Here is an 18673-nt window from a genome sequence, read left to right as displayed (position 1 = left end):
GATCGGGATGCCTGCTCAGTCGGCAAGCTGCGGCAGGTTCTTGAACAGCTCCAGCGCTTCGGGATTGGCGAGCGCTTCCTTGTTCTTGATGGCGCGGCCATGCACGACATCGCGCACCGCAAGCTCGGTGATCTTGCCCGATTTGGTGCGTGGAATGTCTGACACGGCGACGATCTTTGCCGGCACGTGACGGGGGCTCGCCCCGGTACGGATTTTCGCGCGGATGCGTTTTTCCAGGTCAGCGTCCAGCTGCACGCCGGCGGCCAGCCGCACAAACAGCACAACCCGCACGTCATTGTCGAAATCCTGGCCGATGCACAGCGCCTCCAGAATCTCGGGCATCTGTTCGACCTGGTTGTAGATCTCCGCCGTGCCAATGCGCACGCCGCCGGGATTGAGCGTCGCGTCGGAGCGACCGTGGATGATCATGCCGCCATGCGCCGTCCATTCGGCGAAATCGCCGTGACACCAGACATTGTCGAAGCGCTCGAAATAGGCCGCGCTGTACTTCTTGCCTTCGGGGTCGTTCCAGAAGCCGATCGGCATGGCCGGAAACGCCTTTGCGCAGACCAGTTCGCCTTTCTCCTGCCTGACCGGCTTGCCGTCATCGTCCCAGACATCGACGGCAAGGCCAAGGCCCGGCCCCTGGATCTCGCCGGTCCACACCGGCTCAATTGGCACGCCGAGCACGAAGCAGGAGACGATATCGGTGCCGCCGGAGACCGAGGCCAGGTGGACGTCCTGTTTGATGCCGTCATAGACGAAGCGGAAATCCTCCGGCGACAGCGGCGAGCCAGTGGAGGAAATCGCCCGCACGCTCGACAGATCATGCGTCCTGATCGGCTTGAGGCCGGCCTTGCGCACGGAATCGATGAATTTGGCCGAGGTGCCGAAGAAATTCATCTTCTCGGCATCGGCGAAGTCGAACAGCACATTGCCATCGGGGTAGAAGGGCGAACCGTCATAGAGCAGCAGCGTCGCTCCGGAGGCGAGCCCCGACACCAGCCAGTTCCACATCATCCAGCCGCAAGTGGTGAAGTAGAAGAAGCGGTCGCCGTCGGTGAGACCGGCATGCAGCCGGTGTTCCTTGACATGCTGGATCAGCGTGCCGCCGGCTGAGTGGACGATGCATTTGGGAATGCCGGTCGTGCCTGACGAAAACAGGATGTAGAGCGGCTGCGCGAACGGCAATCGCTCGAAGGCGACGGGCTTGGCTGCAAAAGGTGCCAACGCGTCTTCGAGCGCCGCAGCCTTGTCGACGGTCACTGCCACATCGGCCGAGGTGCCGAGATAGTCGACGATCAGGATCTTGCGGACGGTGGTGAGCTTCGCCGCCACGGCAGCAATCTTGTCAGCCACCTCGATCGCCTTGCCATTGTACCAGTAGCCGTCCGGCGCAATGAAGACGACCGGCTCGATCTGACCAAAACGGTCGAGCACGCCCTGCTCGCCGAAATCGGGAGAGCAGGATGACCAGACCGCGCCGATCGAGGCAGCCGCCAGCATAGCGGCGACGGCTTCCGGCATGTTGGGTATCATGGCGGCGACGCGGTCGCCCTTTTTGACGCCGAGCGACAGGAAAAGCTGCTGCAGGCGCGACGTCAGCGCATGCAGTTCGTTCCAGGACAGCCGGCGCTCGACCTTGTCCTCGCCATGAAAGACGATTGCGTCGCCCGAGCCGGTCTTCTTCAGCAGGTTCTCGGCGAAGTTCAGCGTCGCTTGGGGGAAGAACGAGGCGCCGGGCATCTTGTCGCCATCGACGAGCACGGTCTCGCCCTTGTCGCCGACAATGCCGCAGAAGTCCCAGACCAGGCTCCAGAAACCCTCGCGGTCCTCGATCGACCAGTTGTGGAGTTCGGCATAGGAGGCGAAGGATGTGTCGGCTTTTGCCGCAGCGGCCTTCATGAAGGCGGTCAATGGCGCCGCATCAATCCGGTCTTGTGTCGGGGTCCAGAGGGGGGCGTCGGCAGCCATGATCGTTCCTCCTTAAAGCACGTCGCGTTTGAAGGGATTTATGCCACGCGCTTTAAACTCTGCTTCATGCAAATCGCTGTCCCAAAACCGTCGCGCACCCTCGTATCAGGTCTGAGATGAAGACTTTTTGACATGCATTGGGCTACCTCGCTTATGCATATCGCACCGCAGCAGAGCAAGATTTTGTTCGGGTCGACCGCGCTGGGTGTGCGCAAATGCCATCGCCGGGCCATAAAGACTTGAAATGCCTAAGTCTTGGGTTACACCCGTTGGGCGATTTTTGTTGGAATGGAAGCATACGGGGCGATATGCCATCACCTTTGATCCGGCGCGGAGTATGGGCGATCGGCGTTGCCGTGCTCGTCATCGCGCTGGTCGTCGCCGCGCTGCCGCTGATTGCCTCCACCCGTATCGTGCGCGACCGCATCGCCTGGGAGATGAGCGCGTGGAGCGGTTTCAGGGTTACCATCGATGGCGCGCCGCGCATTGAGGTGTGGCCGAAATTCCGGGCCATCCTGACCGACGTGACGCTTTCGCAATGGACGGAGACCGATGCGCCACCGGTGATCGAGGCCGAGCGGGTCGAGGTCGACCTTTCCGCCATGGCGGCGCTGCGCGGCGACGTGGTGTTTTCGACGGCGCGGCTGGTGCGGCCGACGATCAGGGTTCAGCGCATGGCAAACGGGTTCTTCCTGCCTGCCATACCGTCCGGCGGACGCATCACGCGCTCGATCGACACCGCCCGCGGCGTGGTCAACGCCAATCCGGCGACGCCGGATCTGAGCAAGCTGCCGACCGATCCATTCGGCACCGTGGAATTCAGGGACGGCCGCATGGTCGCCTCCGTTGGCGGCAAGGACGATGAAATCCTGAGCAGCCTGACCGGCCAGGCAAGCTGGGCGGCGATGAACAGCAATGCGACGCTGACGGCAACCGGAATCTGGCGCGGCGAAAGCGTCGCCGTCGATGTCGCCTCGCCCAAGCCGCTGGTGTTGTTTGCTGGGGGCGCCGCGCCGATCACGCTTTCCTTCAAGGCAGCACCTGCCAGCTTTTCATTCGATGGCGTCGCCGGCATGTCCGAAAATGCCTATTTCGATGGCCAGGCCAAATTTTCGGCCCCGTCGCTCAGGCGTGTGCTGGAATGGTCGCAGGCCGGCATCGCGCCGGGTGCCGCCATCGGTTCCGTCTCGATCTCGAGCAAGGTAACGGCGACAGCCGGCCGCATAAAATTCGAAAACACCGCAGTGGCCCTGGACAACAATCCGGGCATGGGCGCGCTGGATTTCTCCTTCGGTGAAGCGCTGCCGGTGATCTCCGGCACGCTCGCTTTCGATACGCTGGATCTCCGGTCGTTTCTCTCCGCCWTCACGCCGCTGGCCCCCGCCGGCGAGACCGGGCCTGGCGAAATCGACAGCAGCTTTGCCGACCGGATCAATCTCGATCTCAGACTGTCGGCAGCGCACGCCACGGCGGGTGCGATCCAGCTTGCCGACGTTGCCGCCACCGCCCAGGTCAAGAACGGCCTCGCAGTCTTCGACATTTCCGATGCGTCGGCTTTCGGCGGCAACATTCAGAGCAGCCTTCGTTTCGACCGCAAGCCTGAGGGCACACAGGTCGAGATCCGGCTTTTGGCTTCCGATATAGATGGCGGCGCCTTCGGCACCGCGGCGGGGATGACGCGGCTGGTGCCAGCCAGCACCGGAACCGTCTCGGTCATCCTCAAGGGGCCGGGTAAATCCTGGAGCTCCATCTTCGAAAACGCCGACGGCTCTGTCTCGGCGACGTTCGGTCCGGGCGCCCTCAGCGGCCTCAACCTGCAGGCGTTTCTCAAGCACTCGGAGCAGGGCGGGTTCTTCGCGCTCGACGATGTCGCCGACGGAACGCTGCCGATCGACGGCGCCGAGCTCAAGGCCAGCATCTCCAAGGGCGTCGCCAGGCTCGACAAGGCCGAAGCCAATTCGGCGAAGTACAAGATCTGGCTTTCCGGCATCGCCTCCTACGCCGGTCGCGGACTGGCGCTGTCCGGCGGCATCATTCAGCCCGAGCAGGCCGCGACGCCGACAAATGCTCAAGGCCCTAACCAGTCCTCGTTCTTCGTCGGGGGCACCTGGAGCACGCCGTTCATCTCGCCGATCAGCCGTGGCGTTTCAGGCGAGTAGGCCGCCGGCTCTCAACCCGTCAGCCACGCTGAGCGGCCTGTTCGTCGAGTTGACGCTGAACCTCACGACGCTTGTTGGCGAGCGAGGCGATGATGACGCCGACAGCAACAACGGCGATCAGAATGGTGCAGGCGGCGTTGATCTCCGGCGTCACGCCGAGGCGAACCTGGCTGTAGATCTTCATCGGCAAGGTGGTGGCGCCCGGCCCGGAGGTGAAACTGGCAATGACCAGATCGTCGAGGGACAGCGTGAAGGCCAGCATCCAGCCTGACACGATCGCCGGCATGATGACCGGCAGCGTGATCTGGAAGAAGGTCTTGACCGGCGTTGCGCCCAGATCCATCGCGGCTTCTTCCAGCGAACGGTCGAAGGTGATGAGGCGCGACTGCACGACGACGGCGACGAAGCACATGGTCAGCGTGATGTGGGCAAGCGTCACGGTGAGGAAGCCGCGATCGAGACCGACGGCAACGAAAAGCAGCAGCAGCGACAGGCCGGTGATGACTTCCGGCATGACCAGCGGCGCAAACACCATGCCGGAAAACAGCACCCTGCCCCTGAAGCGCGTGTAGCGGGTCAAGGTAAGTGCCGCCAGCGTGCCGAGCACGGTTGCCACGGTGGCCGAAATCAGGCCAACGCGCGCCGTAACCCAGGTCGCATCCATGAGGCCCTGGTTGTGAAACAGCGAGACGTACCATTTGGTCGAGAAGCCGCCCCAGACGGTAACCAGTTTCGACTCGTTGAAAGAGAAGACGATGAGCAGGACGATCGGCAGGTAAAGAAAGGCAAAACCGAGCACGATCGAGGTGATGTTGAAGCGGCTCCAGGTGGTGTTCATGATGTCACCGATCCATTTCCTGAGCGCGCGCCTGCGCTCGCTGGAAGAGCATGATCGGCACGATCAGCAGCAAGAGCAGGATGACGGCGACGGCGGACGACACCGGCCAGTCGCGATTGGCGAAGAACTCGTTCCACAGCGTCTTGCCGATCATCAGCGTCTGCGAGCCGCCGAGCAGGTCGGGAATGACGAACTCGCCGACCGCCGGGATGAACACCAGCAGACAGCCGGCGATGACGCCAGGTAGCGACAGCGGGAAGGTGATTTTCCAGAAGGCTGATGTCGGTGGGCAGCCGAGATCCTTTGCCGCCTCGATCAGCGAATAATCCATCTTCTCGAGGGCGGAATAGAGCGGCAGCACCATGAACGGCAGGTAGGAATAGACGATGCCGATGAAGATCGCCGTGTAGGTGTTGAGGATAATCAGCGGCTCGTGGATGACGCCGGTGGCGAGCAGCAACTGGTTGAGCAATCCCTCTGGCTTGAGGATGCCGATCCAGGCGTAGACGCGGATCAGGAACGAGGTCCAGAATGGCAGGATCACCAGCATCAGCAAGGTGGGGCGGATCGTTGCCGGCGCCCGCGCCATGCCGTAGGCGATCGGGTATCCGACGATCAATGTCAGCACCGTCGAGATTGCGGCGATGATGACGCTGGTCACATAGGCGTTGAAGTAGAGCGCGTCCTGCGTCAGCCATGTGTAGTTATCCACACCGAGCTGTTTCAGCTGCGCAAAAAACCCGGAAATGCCAGCGCTGAAATCGAGTGCCGGCGTATAGGGCGGAATGGCGATCGCCGTCTGTGACAGCGAGATCTTGAAGACGATGACGAACGGAATGAGGAAGAAGAACAGGAGCCAGACATAAGGAATGATGATGACCAGGCGGCCGACGAAGGCGGCTCCCAACCGGGCCGGGAAAGGCTTGCTGGTGGTGTCTGAAGAGGGTGGTGCGACGGTAACAGCGGCATTCGACATGACCGCCCCCTACCGCGTCAGCACAACGCCGGCATCGGGCCGGAAAGACACCCAAGCCCGATCGTTCCAGCTCAGCGGGTCCTCGGCGATGCGTGCCGCGTTCATCGTGCTGGCCCGTACCATCTGCCCGTCATCCAGCCTGACATGATAAACGGTCATGTCGCCGAGATAGGCGATGTCGTAGACTTCGCCTTCGAGCGCATTGACCGCATCGGCGGGCTTTCTCGACGAAATCCTGATCTTCTCAGGCCTGATGGCGAAGACGATGTCGGCGCCTGCGGCGGTGTCGACGGAATTGTCTACGACGATCTGGGCTCCAGTCGCACCGGCGATGCGGGTTGTCTTGGCCGTGTGCTCGGCAACCTTGCCTTCGAACATATTCACGTTGCCGACGAAGTGGGCGACAAAGCGCGAGCTCGGGGCTTCATAGACTTCGGCCGGCGTCGCCACCTGCATCACCTCGCCCTTGTCGATGATGGCGATGCGGTCAGCCATAGTCATCGCCTCTTCCTGGTCGTGGGTGACGACGACGAAGGTGAGGCCGAGATTTTGCTGCAGGTCCATCAGTTCGAACTGGGTTTCCTCGCGCAGCTTCTTGTCGAGCGCGCCAAGCGGCTCGTCGAGCAGCAGCACCTTCGGCCGCTTGGCGACCGAGCGGGCAAGGGCGACGCGCTGGCGCTGGCCGCCGGACAATTGGTGCGGCTTGCGCTTGGCGAACTGCTCGAGCTTGACCAGCTTCAGCATCTCGGCGACGCGCTTTTCGATATCGGCAGCGGGCATGCCTTCCTGCTTGAGGCCGAAGGCGATGTTTTTCTCCACGGTCATATGCGGAAACAACGCATAGGACTGGAACATCATGTTGACGGGCCGCCGGTAGGGCGGGATGCCACGCAGATCCTGGCCATCGAGCAGGATACGACCGGCGGTCGGCTCCTCGAAGCCGGCGAGCATTCTGAGCAGAGTCGACTTGCCGCAACCGGAGGCGCCGAGCAGCGCGAAGAACTCGCGCTCGAAGATGGTCAGCGACAGATTGTTGACGGCGGTAAAGTCGCCGAACTTCTTGGTGACATTGTCGAATTGAATATACGGCTTGGCGTTCGGATCATTCCATGGCGCGAAATCCCTGCGGATGCTGCCAAGCGATTTCATGTCCCACTCCGTCCTGCTTTTTGCCCCGAAAGGAAACCGACCCCGGCAGAGGATTGCCGGGGTCGTGTCAGATTGCTTATTGGCCGGTGACGATCTTGGTCCAGGTGCGCGTGATGACACGCTGGGTCTTGGGATCGTAAGGCTGGACGGTGTAGAGCTTCTCCAAGGTCGCGGCATCCGGATAGATCGCCGGATCGTCCAGGATCGCCTTGTCTACGAACTGCTGCGAAGCCTTGTTGCCGTTGGCGTACAGCACATAATTGGAGGACTTGGCGATGACTTCCGGCTTCATCATGTAGTTGAGGAATTCATGCGCCTCGGCGACATGCGTTGCGTCGGCAGGGATCGCCATCTGATCGAACCACATCTGGGCGCCTTCCTTGGGCACCGAATAGCCGATTTCGACCCCCTGCTTGGCCTCGACCGCGCGGTTGCGGGCCTGGAACACGTCACCCGACCAGCCGACCGCCAGGCAGATATCGCCATTGGCGAGCGCGTTGATGTATTCGGAAGAGTGGAACTTGCGGATAAAGGGCCGGATCTTCAGCAACGTGTCCTGGGCCTTGGCGATATCGTCGGCAGAGGTGCTGTTCGGATCGAGACCGAGATATTTCAGCGCCGCCGGTATGATATCGGCCGGCGAGTCCAGCACATAGACACCGCAATCCTTCAGCTTGGCCAGGCTGTCGGGATTGAAGAACACGTCCCAGCTGTCGATCTTGTCGGTGCCAAGTGCTGCCTGCACCTTCTTGAGGTTGTAGCCGATACCGACCGTGCCCCACATGTAGTTGATCGAATATTCGTTGCCGGGGTCGTATTTGGCGGTTCGCTCCGAAACGGTGTCCCACATGTTAGAAATGTTGGGCAGCTTGGACTTGTCGAGCTTCTGGAACACGCCGGCCTGGATCTGGCGTGCAAGGAAGTTGCCGCTGGGCACGACGACGTCGTAGCCGCTGCCGCCGGCAAGCAGTTTGGTTTCCAGGATTTCGTTGGAATCAAAGGTGTCGTAGACGACCTTGATGCCGGTTTCCTTGGTGAAGTCGTCGATGATCGAGGCGTCGATATAATCCGACCAGTTGAAGACGTTGACGACGCGATCCTCGGCGTGACCGCCGACGGCGAAAAGCGTCAGAAATGCCGAGGTCGCCGAAAGCCAGAGCGCTTTGCGGATCATGCTATTCTCCTTTGGTGAGTGTTCCGTCGCCGGCTCGTCGCGGCGTAGCGCGGCCGGGCATTTGCTTCAGACTATTGAGCTTTCCAGGACGCGACAAGCACGAACTGGCGACACCATGGGAGTGGTTCGATGTGCTGATGTCGCGAGCGTTGTGCGCTTGTCGTGGCCTGGATGGCACTGCTGCGCCGTCAGCGGCTCTCGCCATGGCGCGGGCAGGGATACGACGATTTGGTCCGGTCTCGATTGGACCGGCGGGGAGACTTGGCAAGATACGCCTGTCTTGTTGTTGCCGTAGCCCCAGCCTGCCCGCCCGGTAGCGACGTTGTCAATGGCAAACCCGTGCACTGCATTAATTAGGGGATGGCACGCCGGCGACCCCCGGTCGCGCCGGCCGGGCCTGGCGTTTGAATTCGAGCCCGATATGGACAAGCAGCGCCGTGACCACGACCGCGCCGCCGACGATGGTGCGCACCGAGGGCACTTCGGAATGAACAAGCCAGACCCAGATGGGCCCTAGGATCGGTTCAAAAGTGCCAATCAACGCCGCGACCGCCGCCGGAACAAGTCGGGCGCCGGTGGTGAAGAAGGCCAGGCCGAGGCCTAGATTGACGACGCCGAAGGCGAAGAGAAAACCCATATCGTGGCCGGAAACGGCAAGCTCCGATGCCTGGGACGCCGCGAATGTGGCAGCGAGCATCGCGCCAAGGCAAGTGGCCGGCGTCATGCGTACATGAGCGAAACGCCGGGTGACGACAGTTGCGATCGAGAACATGACGGCAATCAGCAGCGCCAGGCCGTCGCCGATCGGAGAGACGGCGCCGTCGAGCGATTCCGAGACCATGATGGCAACGCCGACGATGACCGCAGCGATAGCCATCCAAGTCGCGACAGTCACCCGTTCGCGAAACAACGCCCAGGCAAGCAGCGCCGCCAGCAATGGCACGCCGGCCTGCATCAACAGGATGTTGGCGACGGTGGTGTAGGAGAGCGCGACGACGAACGAGGTCGAAGCGGTGGCAAAGCAAATGGCCACGGCAAGGCCGGGCAGGCCCATGTCGCGAAACAATTTCGGCGTGCCGCGCCAGCCGTCGCGCCAGACCATGAAGCCAAGCAGAAAGGCGACGGCCCAGAGCGAGCGCCAGAAGATCACCGCCCAGTTGTCACCGGTATCGATGAAACGGGCGATGGTACCGCCAAAGCTCCAAACCAGCGCCGACAGGAATATCAGGAGATAGCCGACGCGCTCCTCGCGCGGCGAGACGACACTTGGTGATGCGATATCGGTCATGAGTGCGACTGTCGGCGATTTCCGGGCGGCACGATGCGCAGTGGACGACAGAAACGTGCTTCATTCGCGTAACGCAAAGTTGGTGGCTGGGCGTGGTCCAGCACAATGTTCCGCTTAGGGCACCTTGAACCTGTTGAGCATGATCTTTTCCGAAAACCGGATTCCACTTTTCGGGATCATGCTCTAGCCGCCGGCAACGGCAAAGTCGCCCAGGGAAAGAAGCCAGGCGACGTCGCGGCCATCGACCTCGAGATGTTCCCCGGCTTTCGGGAAGACGTAGGTAAAGCCCGATGCCGGCGCGGCGACGACGATCGAGGTGTCGCCGCGATACTCGATCGCGACAGCGCCGGTCAGCGCCGGCGGCTGCGGTGTCCCGGACATCTGGGTTCGGCGTGGTGGCGACTGCCATACCTGGCGATTTTGACCACAGCATCCCATCATCGTCTCCTGTTGTTATGTCGTCTTCGACCCGGTCGCCTGCTCGAACAGGCAGGCAGCACCGGAGGCGCCGAGCCAGACCAGCACGAACTCAATCCAGCCGTGGCTGACGAGCGGCGCGAACACGGCCGATGGCCACAGGCTCAGGCAATAGAAACAGTCCATCAGATGCCCCAGCATATGATCGCCGGCCCTGGCCCTGACCTTGACGACGATGTTGAAGGGTCCGTCCTCGGCGGCGACGAAATGTGCGATCCGCCAGGTGGCGAGGCTGATGAGGATGAAAACAAGTTCGCTCGACATCTGACATCCATCAGAAATTCCCGCGCGGCGGAAAAGATGCCGCCGCGCGGAAGACAGGGTTCATCCGTTGATGACGGCGATATCCACGTCGGGATCCACCCGGATGTCGACCGGGTCATAGTTCCAGTCGAACAGATGCCCATTGTCGGCGCCGGCAGGGTTCATTGCACGGCTGAACGCGCTGCAGCCGAGGCCATAGGAGCCCTCGAGCGAAGTCGCTGCCACCAGACGATAGGTGCCTGATAGAAGGCATGAGTTGTCGCTGGTTGTTTCATGCCAGTGAGACGTATCGGCCAGTGATGTCTGCAGCGAGAAGGATCCGCTGCCGCAGCCATGCGACGTCAGCACGGCATTGCGCAGATGATGCGCGGTGACGGAGACGACGATGCGCACGTCGATGTCTTGCGGCACGACGCCACGCCGGATGGTCGGGCATGGCACCAGCAGGTTGCGACCGGGCAGAGCGAACGCGCTGTCGGATTCCGACGCGAACTTCCAGGCCAGCGTGTCGAAATGCACCGTTGGCGCGGTGTTGTCCGTCTGGATGGCGACGACGCCGGAATATTGCAGGTGGTTCTTCGCCGCCCCTCCGACCTCGATCTTGAGCAGCGTTCTCTGCAGCGTCGGCGTCGGCCATTCGAGCACGAGGTTGTCCGGATGGAACGCCGTCGGATTGGGCAGCACCGGATACCAGCCATCGGCGTCGGGCGTGACAAGGTGCGGCGATCCCGACGGTATCGGATAGATGTTCCAGGACAGCCCGGTGATAGCGTTGAAGGTCACGCCATTGTCGGTGCTGGCGAGCACACGGTAGAATTGCGCCTTCGGCACGTTGACGCAGCCGTAGAGCTGCAGCGTGCCGTGGAACGGTGTCCGCGCCAGCGGGCGAGGCCCTATGGGCGGTATCGGACGGTTCGGACGCACGGCATAGCCGGTGACGGCATTGAAGTAGGACGCATTGTTGAGCGGCATCAGGCCGGCGAACAGGATTTCCGGCACGTCCTTGCAGGGCACGACGGGCGTTTCGCAGACACGCGATTCACGCGCCTGGCTGGAAGCGACGAGCGTGACCGGAGGAATGACGCCGGCGTTCCAGCGCACGTCGAAATAGCCTTCGGAATAGATGACTTCCTCGATGCCGTCGCCATTGGTGTCCTGGGTGACCCGGAAGGTGATGTCGGGCACATCCACAATGCGCTGCCACTGCGGCAGGTAAATATCGAAGCAGCGGTGGAACGGGCCGATGTAGCGGTTGAGGTCGAAGCCATCGATTTCCGAGTGATGCACGCCCAGTTGCCTGGCGACCGCGGCGCGGATGGCCTCGCTTGGGTCGGCCGGCTTCTTGCCGACGATGTCGTCATCGCCGCTCAGCAGCTTCTGGAATTCCGGGGGAATAGGCGCCTGCATCTCCATCGGGAAAGCGCGTGCTCCCTCAAGCTCGGCGGACAATGTTTCCCGCCCGCTTTGCGAGTTCGCTTCGAGGCTCAGGCTTGCCGCCTGAGACACGGCGCCGAGCGCGGCCTCGAGATGGCGCTTCAACCCGGGCAGTTTCTCGACCGGGCCTGGACGCGGCGGCACCGGCAGATCCAGTTCCGGTAAAGCCACCAGATCCTTGATCGAAGGCCTGATGAAAATGTAGGGAAAACAGATCCGGCGATGGCGCCAGCGCAGGATCCAGTCGATATCGAAGCGCGGGACGTAGACGCAGAAGCGGCCGCATTCGTCGGTCTTGACGGTGGCAATGACTTCGCGCCGGCAATGGAAGGGATAGAACCATCCCCAGCGCCAGTTGGCAGGGAAATAGCTGACCAGACTGCAATCGGTGTCCTGGACCTCGACGGTGGCGAACGGAACGGGATATTCGACGCCGGTGACCGGATCCTTCTTGACGACGCGTCCGCAAATGCGCCGGAAGAAGAACAGTTCGGGATCGATACGCCACTTCAGCCTTTCGGCAAGGTCGGCAATGCTGTGGCCGATCAGTTCCTTGGCGTCGATCTTGGCCAGCGACGCAAGGCGTTCGGCCTGAATCGTGGTGATGATGCGCTTGTCAGGGGCGTGTTCGGCCGCATGTGCGGCCGGCTTTTCAGGCGACTTCATGGCTGTGGCCTCCTCTGGGCTTGGCTGCGGGATTGCAAAATTCATCCGCAGGCCAGCATCGATACCAGCAACCACCGAAGCGTTATGTAAGAAGCATCACATATTTCCAAATACAACTCGAAATTTAACTTATCGATAATTAAAGTAAATTACATTACTACTGTAAATATTTTATTATCTACGTTCTATATATCAATAATTTTATGTGATATGCTTCATAGACATGTCGGTATTTCGATTATTTTCAAAAATCGACCCACCCCTCTCTGGCGGGACTATCAGGCCGATATACAGAGTTCTGCAGTTCGGCCAATAGCCGTCAGGCGCGCCGCCAGCAGCGGTACGCCTGATAGCATCGGAGGATGTCGGCTACTCTATGAACTGGCCTTGTTGCCGCGAATGAAGCGCCAGAGGCCCGCCAGAGGGACCAGCAGGATCAGGCCGAATTTTTTCAACGCGATGAGCGCCACGACCAGGAAACCCGCCTTTGCCGCCAATTTTCCGGCAATGAGGCCGCCAATGCCAACCGCGGCAACTGTGTCGGTGCCAGGCAGGAAGTCGGTGTATTTGCTGCCGGTGTTGAAGTCCGCCACGCCGAGCACTTCGTCCAGGCTCTGCTTGATCTCCGGCAATTGTTCCACCGTGGCGATGTAGCTCATCACGAAGACGCCTTCCCTGCCGAGGAAACGGACATCGTAATTGAGCGTATGGATGGTATCGTCTCCGAACTGCAGCTCCTTGGCCCAGTGCAACCGCTTGTGGACGAAATCATAGACCGGCGGCGAGGCCCAGCCGATCAGCTTGATCGGCTGATAACCGTCCTTCACTCGCTGATCATTGCCCGACAAAGTGTCCGCCTGCATGCTGCTCAGCAGTTCGGTGTAGTCGATGGACGCGGCGTCGCCGTCATCGACATGGCCGATCTTTTCATAGCGTAACTCGATGCCCCAACCGTTGCCGGCGATCGGTTCATACTTGATCGGAAAGATCATGCCGATCGCTTCGGAGGCGGTATCAGGCGGGTTTCCCCAGGCCTCAGTCAGGACGGACGTGGCGTCCTTCCTGTCGAGAAAATAGAACTTGTCCTTCAGGTTGAGATGGATGCCTTCAGGAAGGTCGATCGCGCCGGTCTTCGGATCGATCTTATCCAGGAATGCCTTGCCGTCGTCGCTATACTGTTGATAGCCCTTGAAGAATTCCGAGGATTTTTCTGCCAATGCGGGGCTGGCCGAAAGGGCAAGCGCCAAACCAAGCCAGAAAGCCGTCCTGCCCATCGCTGATCCCCCGACCGTTGCGCTGCTCGTCTTTCGATATCGCACCGCCGATGCTTAATCAATATTTCCATCGGCTATGATCCAGGCGACTACTTGTTATCACCCGCAAGACGTGGGTGGCCTTTTTGGGGAAACCGACTTCGCCGGCAACCTCACTGAAAGTCGAACGCACTCAAGCCGGTGACCATCTCGTCGAGGCCGAGCGGGCGCGTCACCGGCGGTTCGGCGCGCGCCAGGCAGCCGACGCGTTCGCACAGCCGGCAGGCAGGACCGACCGACGTGGCTGGAGCGGCGCCGTGCCCAGTCTTTGCCGCCGCCGGCAGTGCCGCGCCATAGACGATCTCGTCGCGAAAGCCGATATCGCAGCCCAAAAGCAGCGCCGTGCGGCGCGGACGCTCCGAGAACGAACCTTGCGGCCCTTCGAGCGTGCGGGCGACGCAGAGGAACTCGGCGCCATCGGGCATCTCCACCGCCTCGACAAAAATCTGGCCGGGCTGCGTGAAGGCGGCATGAACCGGCAGCTTCGGACAGCCGCCGCCGAAGCGGCTGTGCGGAAAGCCCAGGCTGCCCGCCCTGCGGAAACGGTTGCCGGCATTGTCGACCTCGAGCATGAAGAACGGCACGCCCAACATGCCGGGCCGCTGCAACGTGGTCAGCCGGTTCGCCGCCTGCTCGAAGGAGACGTTGAAGCGCGAACGCAGCACGTCGATGTCGTAACGGGCGCGAATGGCGGCCGCGTGAAAGGCCTGGTAGGGCATCATCAGCGCGTGTGCCGCATAGCGGCCGAGTTCGAAGCGGGCCAGACGGCGGGCTTCGTCAGTGGTCAGCTTCAGGCCTTGTATCTCGCCGGCCACCGCAACCGTCATGCGGATCAGGCAGGCTTCCATCGCCACTTCGCGCAACTGGTCGAATGGCGACAGGCGCTCGGATAAAAACAGACGCTGCGAGTGGCGGTCATAGCGGCGGCGCCAGTTCGGCATGGTGGCCACCGGCAACACCTTGACCACAATGCCGTATTCGCGCTTCAGCCAGGCCTTCAGCGCGGCGAACAGATCATCGCCAGGATCGAGCACCGAGGTGAACGCCTCGGCCTCTTCCTCAAGCGCGGTAAAATGGTTCGGCCGGCGCTCGAAAATCTCGTGCACCTCATCGATCGGCAGCCGCGCGCCGGCAAGTGCCGTGCCCTTGCCTTCGCGCGCCAGAAGTTCGTTGAGATCGGAAAGCCGTTCGGCCTGCTCGCGATAGGCACGAAACAGTTTTATCATCGCGGCCGACGCATTGGGGGCAGCCTCGGCGAGCTCGATCAGCTCCTGGTCGCCCGGCAATTCGCCGACAAGCAGCGGATCGGCAAACACTTCCTTCAAGGCTGATATCGACCCCCTCGCCTCGCCCTGCAGCTCGTGCGGATCGACCTTGTAGACGGATGCCAGTTTCAGGATCAGCTGCACCGTCAGCGGCCGCTGGTTGCGCTCGATCAGGTTGAGATAGGACGGCGAGATGCCGAGCCCCTCGGCCATCGCCGTCTGGGTCAGGCCCTTGGCGTTGCGGATGCGGCGGATGCGCGGTCCGGCGAAGATCTTCTGATCAGCCAATCGACTATCCTTGACAGAAATTTACACGACCTCGGCGTGGTTGCGCGCCATCGGTCTTTTACAATCGTGACAAATTTACAGCGCTTATCAGTCAAACACAACACAGGTTTTCTCTTATTTTCGGCTGAATCTCACGGTTTTTCTCGCTCTCTTCGCGCTGCAATGTAAATGATGTCACACACAAGTGGAGCTAAACCCTCCCGGCAACAGCGCTTTGAACCCGGCATCGAATTTTCTGGAGTGACCCATGACCGATTTTTACAACCTCGTTCCCTCGGCGCCGGAAGGCCGCTTCGACGGCATCGAACGGCCCTATTCGCCGGCGGACGTGAAGCGGCTGCGCGGGTCGGTCCAGATCCGGCAGAGCCTCGCCGAAATGGGCGCGAACCGGCTGTGGAAGCTCATCCACGAGGAGGATTTCGTCAACGCGCTCGGCGCCATGTCGGGCAACCAGGCCATGCAGCAGGTCCGCGCCGGGCTGAAGGCGATCTATCTGTCGGGATGGCAGGTCGCGGCGGACGCCAACACAGCGTCATCAATGTATCCGGACCAGTCGCTTTATCCCGCCAATGCGGCGCCCGAACTGGTCAAGCGTATCAACCGCACCTTGCAGCGCGCCGACCAGATCGAGACCTCCGAGGGCAACGGCCTTTCGGTCGACACCTGGTTCGCGCCGATCGTCGCCGACGCGGAAGCCGGCTTCGGCGGCCCGCTCAACGCCTTCGAGATCATGAAGGCGTTCATCGAGGCGGGGGCCGCCGGCGTCCATTATGAAGACCAGCTGGCATCGGAGAAGAAGTGCGGCCATCTCGGCGGCAAGGTGCTGATCCCGACCGCGGCGCATATCCGCAACCTCAACGCCGCGCGTCTGGCGGCTGACGTGATGGGCACGCCGACCTTGGTCGTGGCGCGCACCGACGCGGAAGCGGCAAAGCTGTTGACCTCCGACATCGACGAGCGCGACCAGCCCTTCGTCGACTATGACGCCGGCCGCACGGTGGAAGGCTTCTACCAGGTCCGCAACGGCATCGAGCCCTGCATCGCGCGCGCCATCGCCTACGCGCCATACGCCGACCTGATCTGGTGCGAGACCTCGAAGCCCGATCTGGCGCAGGCCAAGAAATTCGCCGAGGGCGTGCGCAAGCATCACCCGGGCAAGCTGCTCGCCTACAATTGCTCGCCGTCGTTCAACTGGAAGAAGAACCTCGACGACGCGACGATCGCGAAATTCCAGAGGGAACTTGGCGCCATGGGCTACAAGTTCCAGTTCATCACCCTGGCCGGTTTCCACCAGCTCAATTTCGGCATGTTCGAACTCGCGCGCGGCTACAAGGCGCGCCAGATGACGGCCTATTCCGAATTGCAGGAAGCCGAATTCGCGGCGGAAGCCCACGGCTACACCGCGACCAAACACCAGCGTGAGGTCGGCACCGGCTATTTCGACGCCGTGTCGATGGCGATCACCGGCGGCCGGTCTTCGACCACCGCAATGCATGAATCGACCGAGCACGCCCAGTTCAAGCCGGCGGCCGAATAGCCGGAACGAGAATACGCAACCAAACAGAGGAAACGCCCAAAGGGCACAAAAGGGAGAAGACCAATGGCTTCGATAAGCCGCGTCAAGGAACGAGCCGAAGAGCAATCCACCACGATGAGCGTCGACCAGCAGGCGACCATCCGCATGCTGGCCAACGATCTGCACAGGCTCAACCAGTCGGTGATGAAGGCGGTCGAGGCGGGCGTCTCGGTGGAGCTCGTGCGCTCGGCACGCCACCATGGCGGCGACGGCAATTGGGGCGACCTTTTGATCCCGGTGATCGTCACCCAACAGAGCCACGGCTGACCGCGCCTGCAGCGCCACGCTTTTGCTGCGTGTTTTGCGCATGGCAAAATCTGGGTTCACCCGCGCGGGTTTCGCGCGGGTGACTTTGTTTTGCGCCACCAATTCACTACTGCCAAGAACAAAACTTGCCTTAAATTGTAATGCTTCCGGCTATATTTCGGATGACTGCCATTTCAGCTTGACATGAGTGACGATCTCACGCCAATTGGCTCTCGGATTTCAACCCTGCATTGAAACAGAGACGAGCGGCCAGCCCCTGCCCATGTGTCCAGTAGATCGCGAGACAGAGACCGCAACCGTCCCGAATTTGATGGGCCGGAAGGCGAACGCCGAGATGATCATGGATCTCTCCCAAGTGCTCGTTGTCGGGAAGTCGCCGATCAGTCGGGTTGTGGTGTCGAAGATCGTCGAAAGATCCGGACTGAAGCCGATATCGGAGACGCCTGAAATGGCGGCGAAGACGCTGAGAACCCTTGTTCCCGGCGCGGTTGTTCTTGATGGCGGAGCCGACAACAAGGACTGCGATGCGCTGATGTCCGGCATCGATGCGATGCGGCGGGCGTCGGGCAGATCGCTGCCCTCGGTGATCCTGCTTTCAACCAAGATTGGCACACCGGAGAGCTTGGGCCTGTCGAGCGTCGTCGATGTGGTGGTGACCAAGCCGATCACCACTGAAAGGCTGCAACCGGTCATCGATCGGCTGATCGGACTCGGGCGCGACTGTTCCTAGTCCGGCTCCAGCCGGTGCAACGCCAGGACGCGCCTAACACCGGGACGCGATCAGCCGATTTTGCCTATGCTTTCGATCAGCCCGGGCAGTTCGCCAAGGTCGGCAATCTGGCGGAAACGCGGCGCTGCCACCGGCGGCTCGACATGTTCCAGCACCCAGGTAAGCTCATGCGGCACGTGGACGCCCCAGCTGCCGGCCTCGATGGCCGGCACCACGTCGGACTTGAGCGAATTGCCGACCATCATGCTTTTCTCCGGCCCGTCGCCGTGGCGGCTGAAGATCCTGTCATAGGTGGCGGCACTCTTGTCGCTGACGATCTCGACGGCATCGAACAGGTCGCCCAGACCGGACCCGGCCAGCTTGCGCTCCTGGTCGAAGAGGTCGCCCTTGGTGATCAGCAGCAGGCGATAGTCCCCGGCGAGCTTTTCGACGGTTTGCCGTGCATGCGGCAGCGCCTCGATCGGATGGGCAAGCATGTCGCGACCGGCGGCAAGGATTTCAGCGATGGCCGAGGCCGGCACCCGGCCCTCGGTGACCTCGATCGCTGTCTCGATCATTGACAGGGTGAACCCCTTGATGCCGAAACCATAGATTGCCAGGTTGCGCTTCTCGGCCTCGAGCAGTCGTGCCGAAATATGTTCCTCGTCGGCATGATCGGTGAGCAGCGCGGTAAAGCGCTTCTCAGTCATGCGGAAGAACTGCTCGTTCTGCCAGAGCGTGTCATCGGCGTCGAAGCCGATCGTCGTCAATTTGCGACTGTCTTGCATGCGACGTCTTCATTCCGGTGACTGCGTTTGCGGAAATTTGAACCTAAGCTGGCTACAGCAAATTTCAA

Annotated in this window: 16 protein-coding genes; 4 read left to right on the top strand and 12 right to left on the bottom strand. The window is 61.4% G+C overall.

Annotation, left to right across the window (positions count from 1 at the left end; genetic code table 11):
* Nucleotides 1–15 precede the first annotated feature (15 nt).
* Nucleotides 16–1974 (bottom strand): acetoacetate--CoA ligase, encoded by a 1959-nt coding sequence (locus AC1DVW_RS09095; protein ID WP_477322491.1) that lies wholly within the window; start codon nucleotides 1972–1974, stop codon nucleotides 16–18.
* A 308-nt stretch (nucleotides 1975–2282) separates the two neighbouring features.
* On the opposite strand from AC1DVW_RS09095, the gene AC1DVW_RS09090 reads away from it, so the two are divergent.
* Nucleotides 2283–4133, top strand: a complete 1851-nt coding sequence (locus AC1DVW_RS09090) for an AsmA family protein (protein WP_477322489.1) — start codon at nucleotides 2283–2285, stop codon at nucleotides 4131–4133.
* Nucleotides 4134–4152: 19 nt separating this feature from the next.
* Here AC1DVW_RS09090 and AC1DVW_RS09085 read toward each other — a convergent pair whose 3' ends face one another.
* The 10 genes from AC1DVW_RS09085 to AC1DVW_RS09040 form a co-directional block, all read right to left on the bottom strand.
* Nucleotides 4153–4971 (bottom strand): ABC transporter permease, encoded by an 819-nt coding sequence (locus AC1DVW_RS09085; protein WP_477248928.1) that lies wholly within the window; start codon nucleotides 4969–4971, stop codon nucleotides 4153–4155.
* Nucleotides 4972–4975: 4 nt separating this feature from the next.
* Entirely contained in the window at nucleotides 4976–5947 is a 972-nt protein-coding gene (locus AC1DVW_RS09080; protein WP_477322487.1) for an ABC transporter permease subunit, read from the bottom strand.
* A gap of 9 nt (nucleotides 5948–5956) precedes the next feature.
* Complete coding sequence (locus tag AC1DVW_RS09075) at nucleotides 5957–7096, bottom strand: ABC transporter ATP-binding protein (RefSeq protein WP_477274662.1); 1140 nt, start codon at nucleotides 7094–7096, stop codon at nucleotides 5957–5959.
* Between the two features lie 76 nt (nucleotides 7097–7172).
* The gene (locus AC1DVW_RS09070) at nucleotides 7173–8270 is read right to left on the bottom strand and encodes a polyamine ABC transporter substrate-binding protein (protein ID WP_477248869.1); all 1098 of its coding nucleotides are present in this window, start codon (nucleotides 8268–8270) and stop codon (nucleotides 7173–7175) included.
* A gap of 349 nt (nucleotides 8271–8619) precedes the next feature.
* Nucleotides 8620–9558 carry a DMT family transporter gene (locus AC1DVW_RS09065; protein WP_477274664.1) on the bottom strand — a complete coding sequence of 313 codons (939 nt, stop codon included), beginning with the start codon at nucleotides 9556–9558 and terminating at the stop codon, nucleotides 8620–8622.
* A 183-nt stretch (nucleotides 9559–9741) separates the two neighbouring features.
* On the bottom strand, nucleotides 9742–9939 hold the full coding sequence (locus AC1DVW_RS09060; RefSeq protein ID WP_477274666.1) for a hypothetical protein: 198 nt from the start codon (nucleotides 9937–9939) through the stop codon (nucleotides 9742–9744).
* Nucleotides 9940–10011: 72 nt separating this feature from the next.
* Nucleotides 10012–10299 carry a DUF1360 domain-containing protein gene (locus tag AC1DVW_RS09055; protein ID WP_477248872.1) on the bottom strand — a complete coding sequence of 96 codons (288 nt, stop codon included), beginning with the start codon at nucleotides 10297–10299 and terminating at the stop codon, nucleotides 10012–10014.
* Between the two features lie 60 nt (nucleotides 10300–10359).
* On the bottom strand, nucleotides 10360–12399 hold the full coding sequence (locus AC1DVW_RS09050; RefSeq protein WP_477322486.1) for a hypothetical protein: 2040 nt from the start codon (nucleotides 12397–12399) through the stop codon (nucleotides 10360–10362).
* Nucleotides 12400–12773: 374 nt separating this feature from the next.
* The gene (locus tag AC1DVW_RS09045) at nucleotides 12774–13673 is read right to left on the bottom strand and encodes a DUF2167 domain-containing protein (protein WP_477322485.1); all 900 of its coding nucleotides are present in this window, start codon (nucleotides 13671–13673) and stop codon (nucleotides 12774–12776) included.
* A gap of 152 nt (nucleotides 13674–13825) precedes the next feature.
* The gene (locus tag AC1DVW_RS09040) at nucleotides 13826–15265 is read right to left on the bottom strand and encodes a helix-turn-helix domain-containing protein (protein WP_477322484.1); all 1440 of its coding nucleotides are present in this window, start codon (nucleotides 15263–15265) and stop codon (nucleotides 13826–13828) included.
* 247 nt (nucleotides 15266–15512) lie between these two features.
* Here AC1DVW_RS09040 and aceA point away from each other — a divergent pair, with 247 nt between their 5' ends.
* The 3 genes from aceA (at nucleotide 15513) to AC1DVW_RS09025 (ending at nucleotide 17838) form a co-directional block, all read left to right on the top strand.
* Entirely contained in the window at nucleotides 15513–16802 is a 1290-nt protein-coding gene (gene aceA / locus AC1DVW_RS09035) for an isocitrate lyase (RefSeq protein ID WP_477274674.1), read from the top strand.
* A gap of 63 nt (nucleotides 16803–16865) precedes the next feature.
* On the top strand, nucleotides 16866–17108 hold the full coding sequence (locus AC1DVW_RS09030) for an SMc00767 family acetate metabolism repressor (protein ID WP_006202762.1): 243 nt from the start codon (nucleotides 16866–16868) through the stop codon (nucleotides 17106–17108).
* Between the two features lie 340 nt (nucleotides 17109–17448).
* Nucleotides 17449–17838 carry a response regulator gene (locus tag AC1DVW_RS09025; RefSeq protein WP_477322482.1) on the top strand — a complete coding sequence of 130 codons (390 nt, stop codon included), beginning with the start codon at nucleotides 17449–17451 and terminating at the stop codon, nucleotides 17836–17838.
* A gap of 50 nt (nucleotides 17839–17888) precedes the next feature.
* Here the strand turns inward: AC1DVW_RS09025 and AC1DVW_RS09020 are convergent, their stop codons facing one another.
* The gene (locus AC1DVW_RS09020; protein WP_477248877.1) at nucleotides 17889–18605 is read right to left on the bottom strand and encodes an HAD family hydrolase; all 717 of its coding nucleotides are present in this window, start codon (nucleotides 18603–18605) and stop codon (nucleotides 17889–17891) included.
* Nucleotides 18606–18673: the final 68 nt, after the last annotated feature.

The organism is Mesorhizobium sp. P3_B5, assembly GCF_056402815.1.
The sequence above is the reverse complement of the archived record's forward strand: the minus strand, read 5'-3'. Positions and strand labels throughout refer to the sequence as shown.

Bases quoted from the DNA above. Each gene is read 5' to 3' on its own strand.
- AC1DVW_RS09080 (WP_477322487.1), bottom strand. From the start codon at position 5,947: ATGTCGAATGCCGCTGTTACCGTCGCACCACCCTCTTCAGACACCACC.
- AC1DVW_RS09055 (WP_477248872.1), bottom strand. From the start codon at position 10,299: ATGTCGAGCGAACTTGTTTTCATCCTCATCAGCCTCGCCACCTGGCGG.
- AC1DVW_RS09045 (WP_477322485.1), bottom strand. From the start codon at position 13,673: ATGGGCAGGACGGCTTTCTGGCTTGGTTTGGCGCTTGCCCTTTCGGCC.
- AC1DVW_RS09085 (WP_477248928.1), bottom strand. From the start codon at position 4,971: ATGAACACCACCTGGAGCCGCTTCAACATCACCTCGATCGTGCTCGGT.
- AC1DVW_RS09095 (WP_477322491.1), bottom strand. From the start codon at position 1,974: ATGGCTGCCGACGCCCCCCTCTGGACCCCGACACAAGACCGGATTGAT.
- AC1DVW_RS09020 (WP_477248877.1), bottom strand. From the start codon at position 18,605: ATGCAAGACAGTCGCAAATTGACGACGATCGGCTTCGACGCCGATGAC.
- AC1DVW_RS09065 (WP_477274664.1), bottom strand. From the start codon at position 9,558: ATGACCGATATCGCATCACCAAGTGTCGTCTCGCCGCGCGAGGAGCGC.
- AC1DVW_RS09070 (WP_477248869.1), bottom strand. From the start codon at position 8,270: ATGATCCGCAAAGCGCTCTGGCTTTCGGCGACCTCGGCATTTCTGACG.
- aceA (WP_477274674.1), top strand. From the start codon at position 15,513: ATGACCGATTTTTACAACCTCGTTCCCTCGGCGCCGGAAGGCCGCTTC.
- AC1DVW_RS09025 (WP_477322482.1), top strand. From the start codon at position 17,449: ATGGATCTCTCCCAAGTGCTCGTTGTCGGGAAGTCGCCGATCAGTCGG.
- AC1DVW_RS09050 (WP_477322486.1), bottom strand. From the start codon at position 12,399: ATGAAGTCGCCTGAAAAGCCGGCCGCACATGCGGCCGAACACGCCCCT.
- AC1DVW_RS09060 (WP_477274666.1), bottom strand. From the start codon at position 9,939: ATGTCCGGGACACCGCAGCCGCCGGCGCTGACCGGCGCTGTCGCGATC.
- AC1DVW_RS09075 (WP_477274662.1), bottom strand. From the start codon at position 7,096: ATGAAATCGCTTGGCAGCATCCGCAGGGATTTCGCGCCATGGAATGAT.
- AC1DVW_RS09030 (WP_006202762.1), top strand. From the start codon at position 16,866: ATGGCTTCGATAAGCCGCGTCAAGGAACGAGCCGAAGAGCAATCCACC.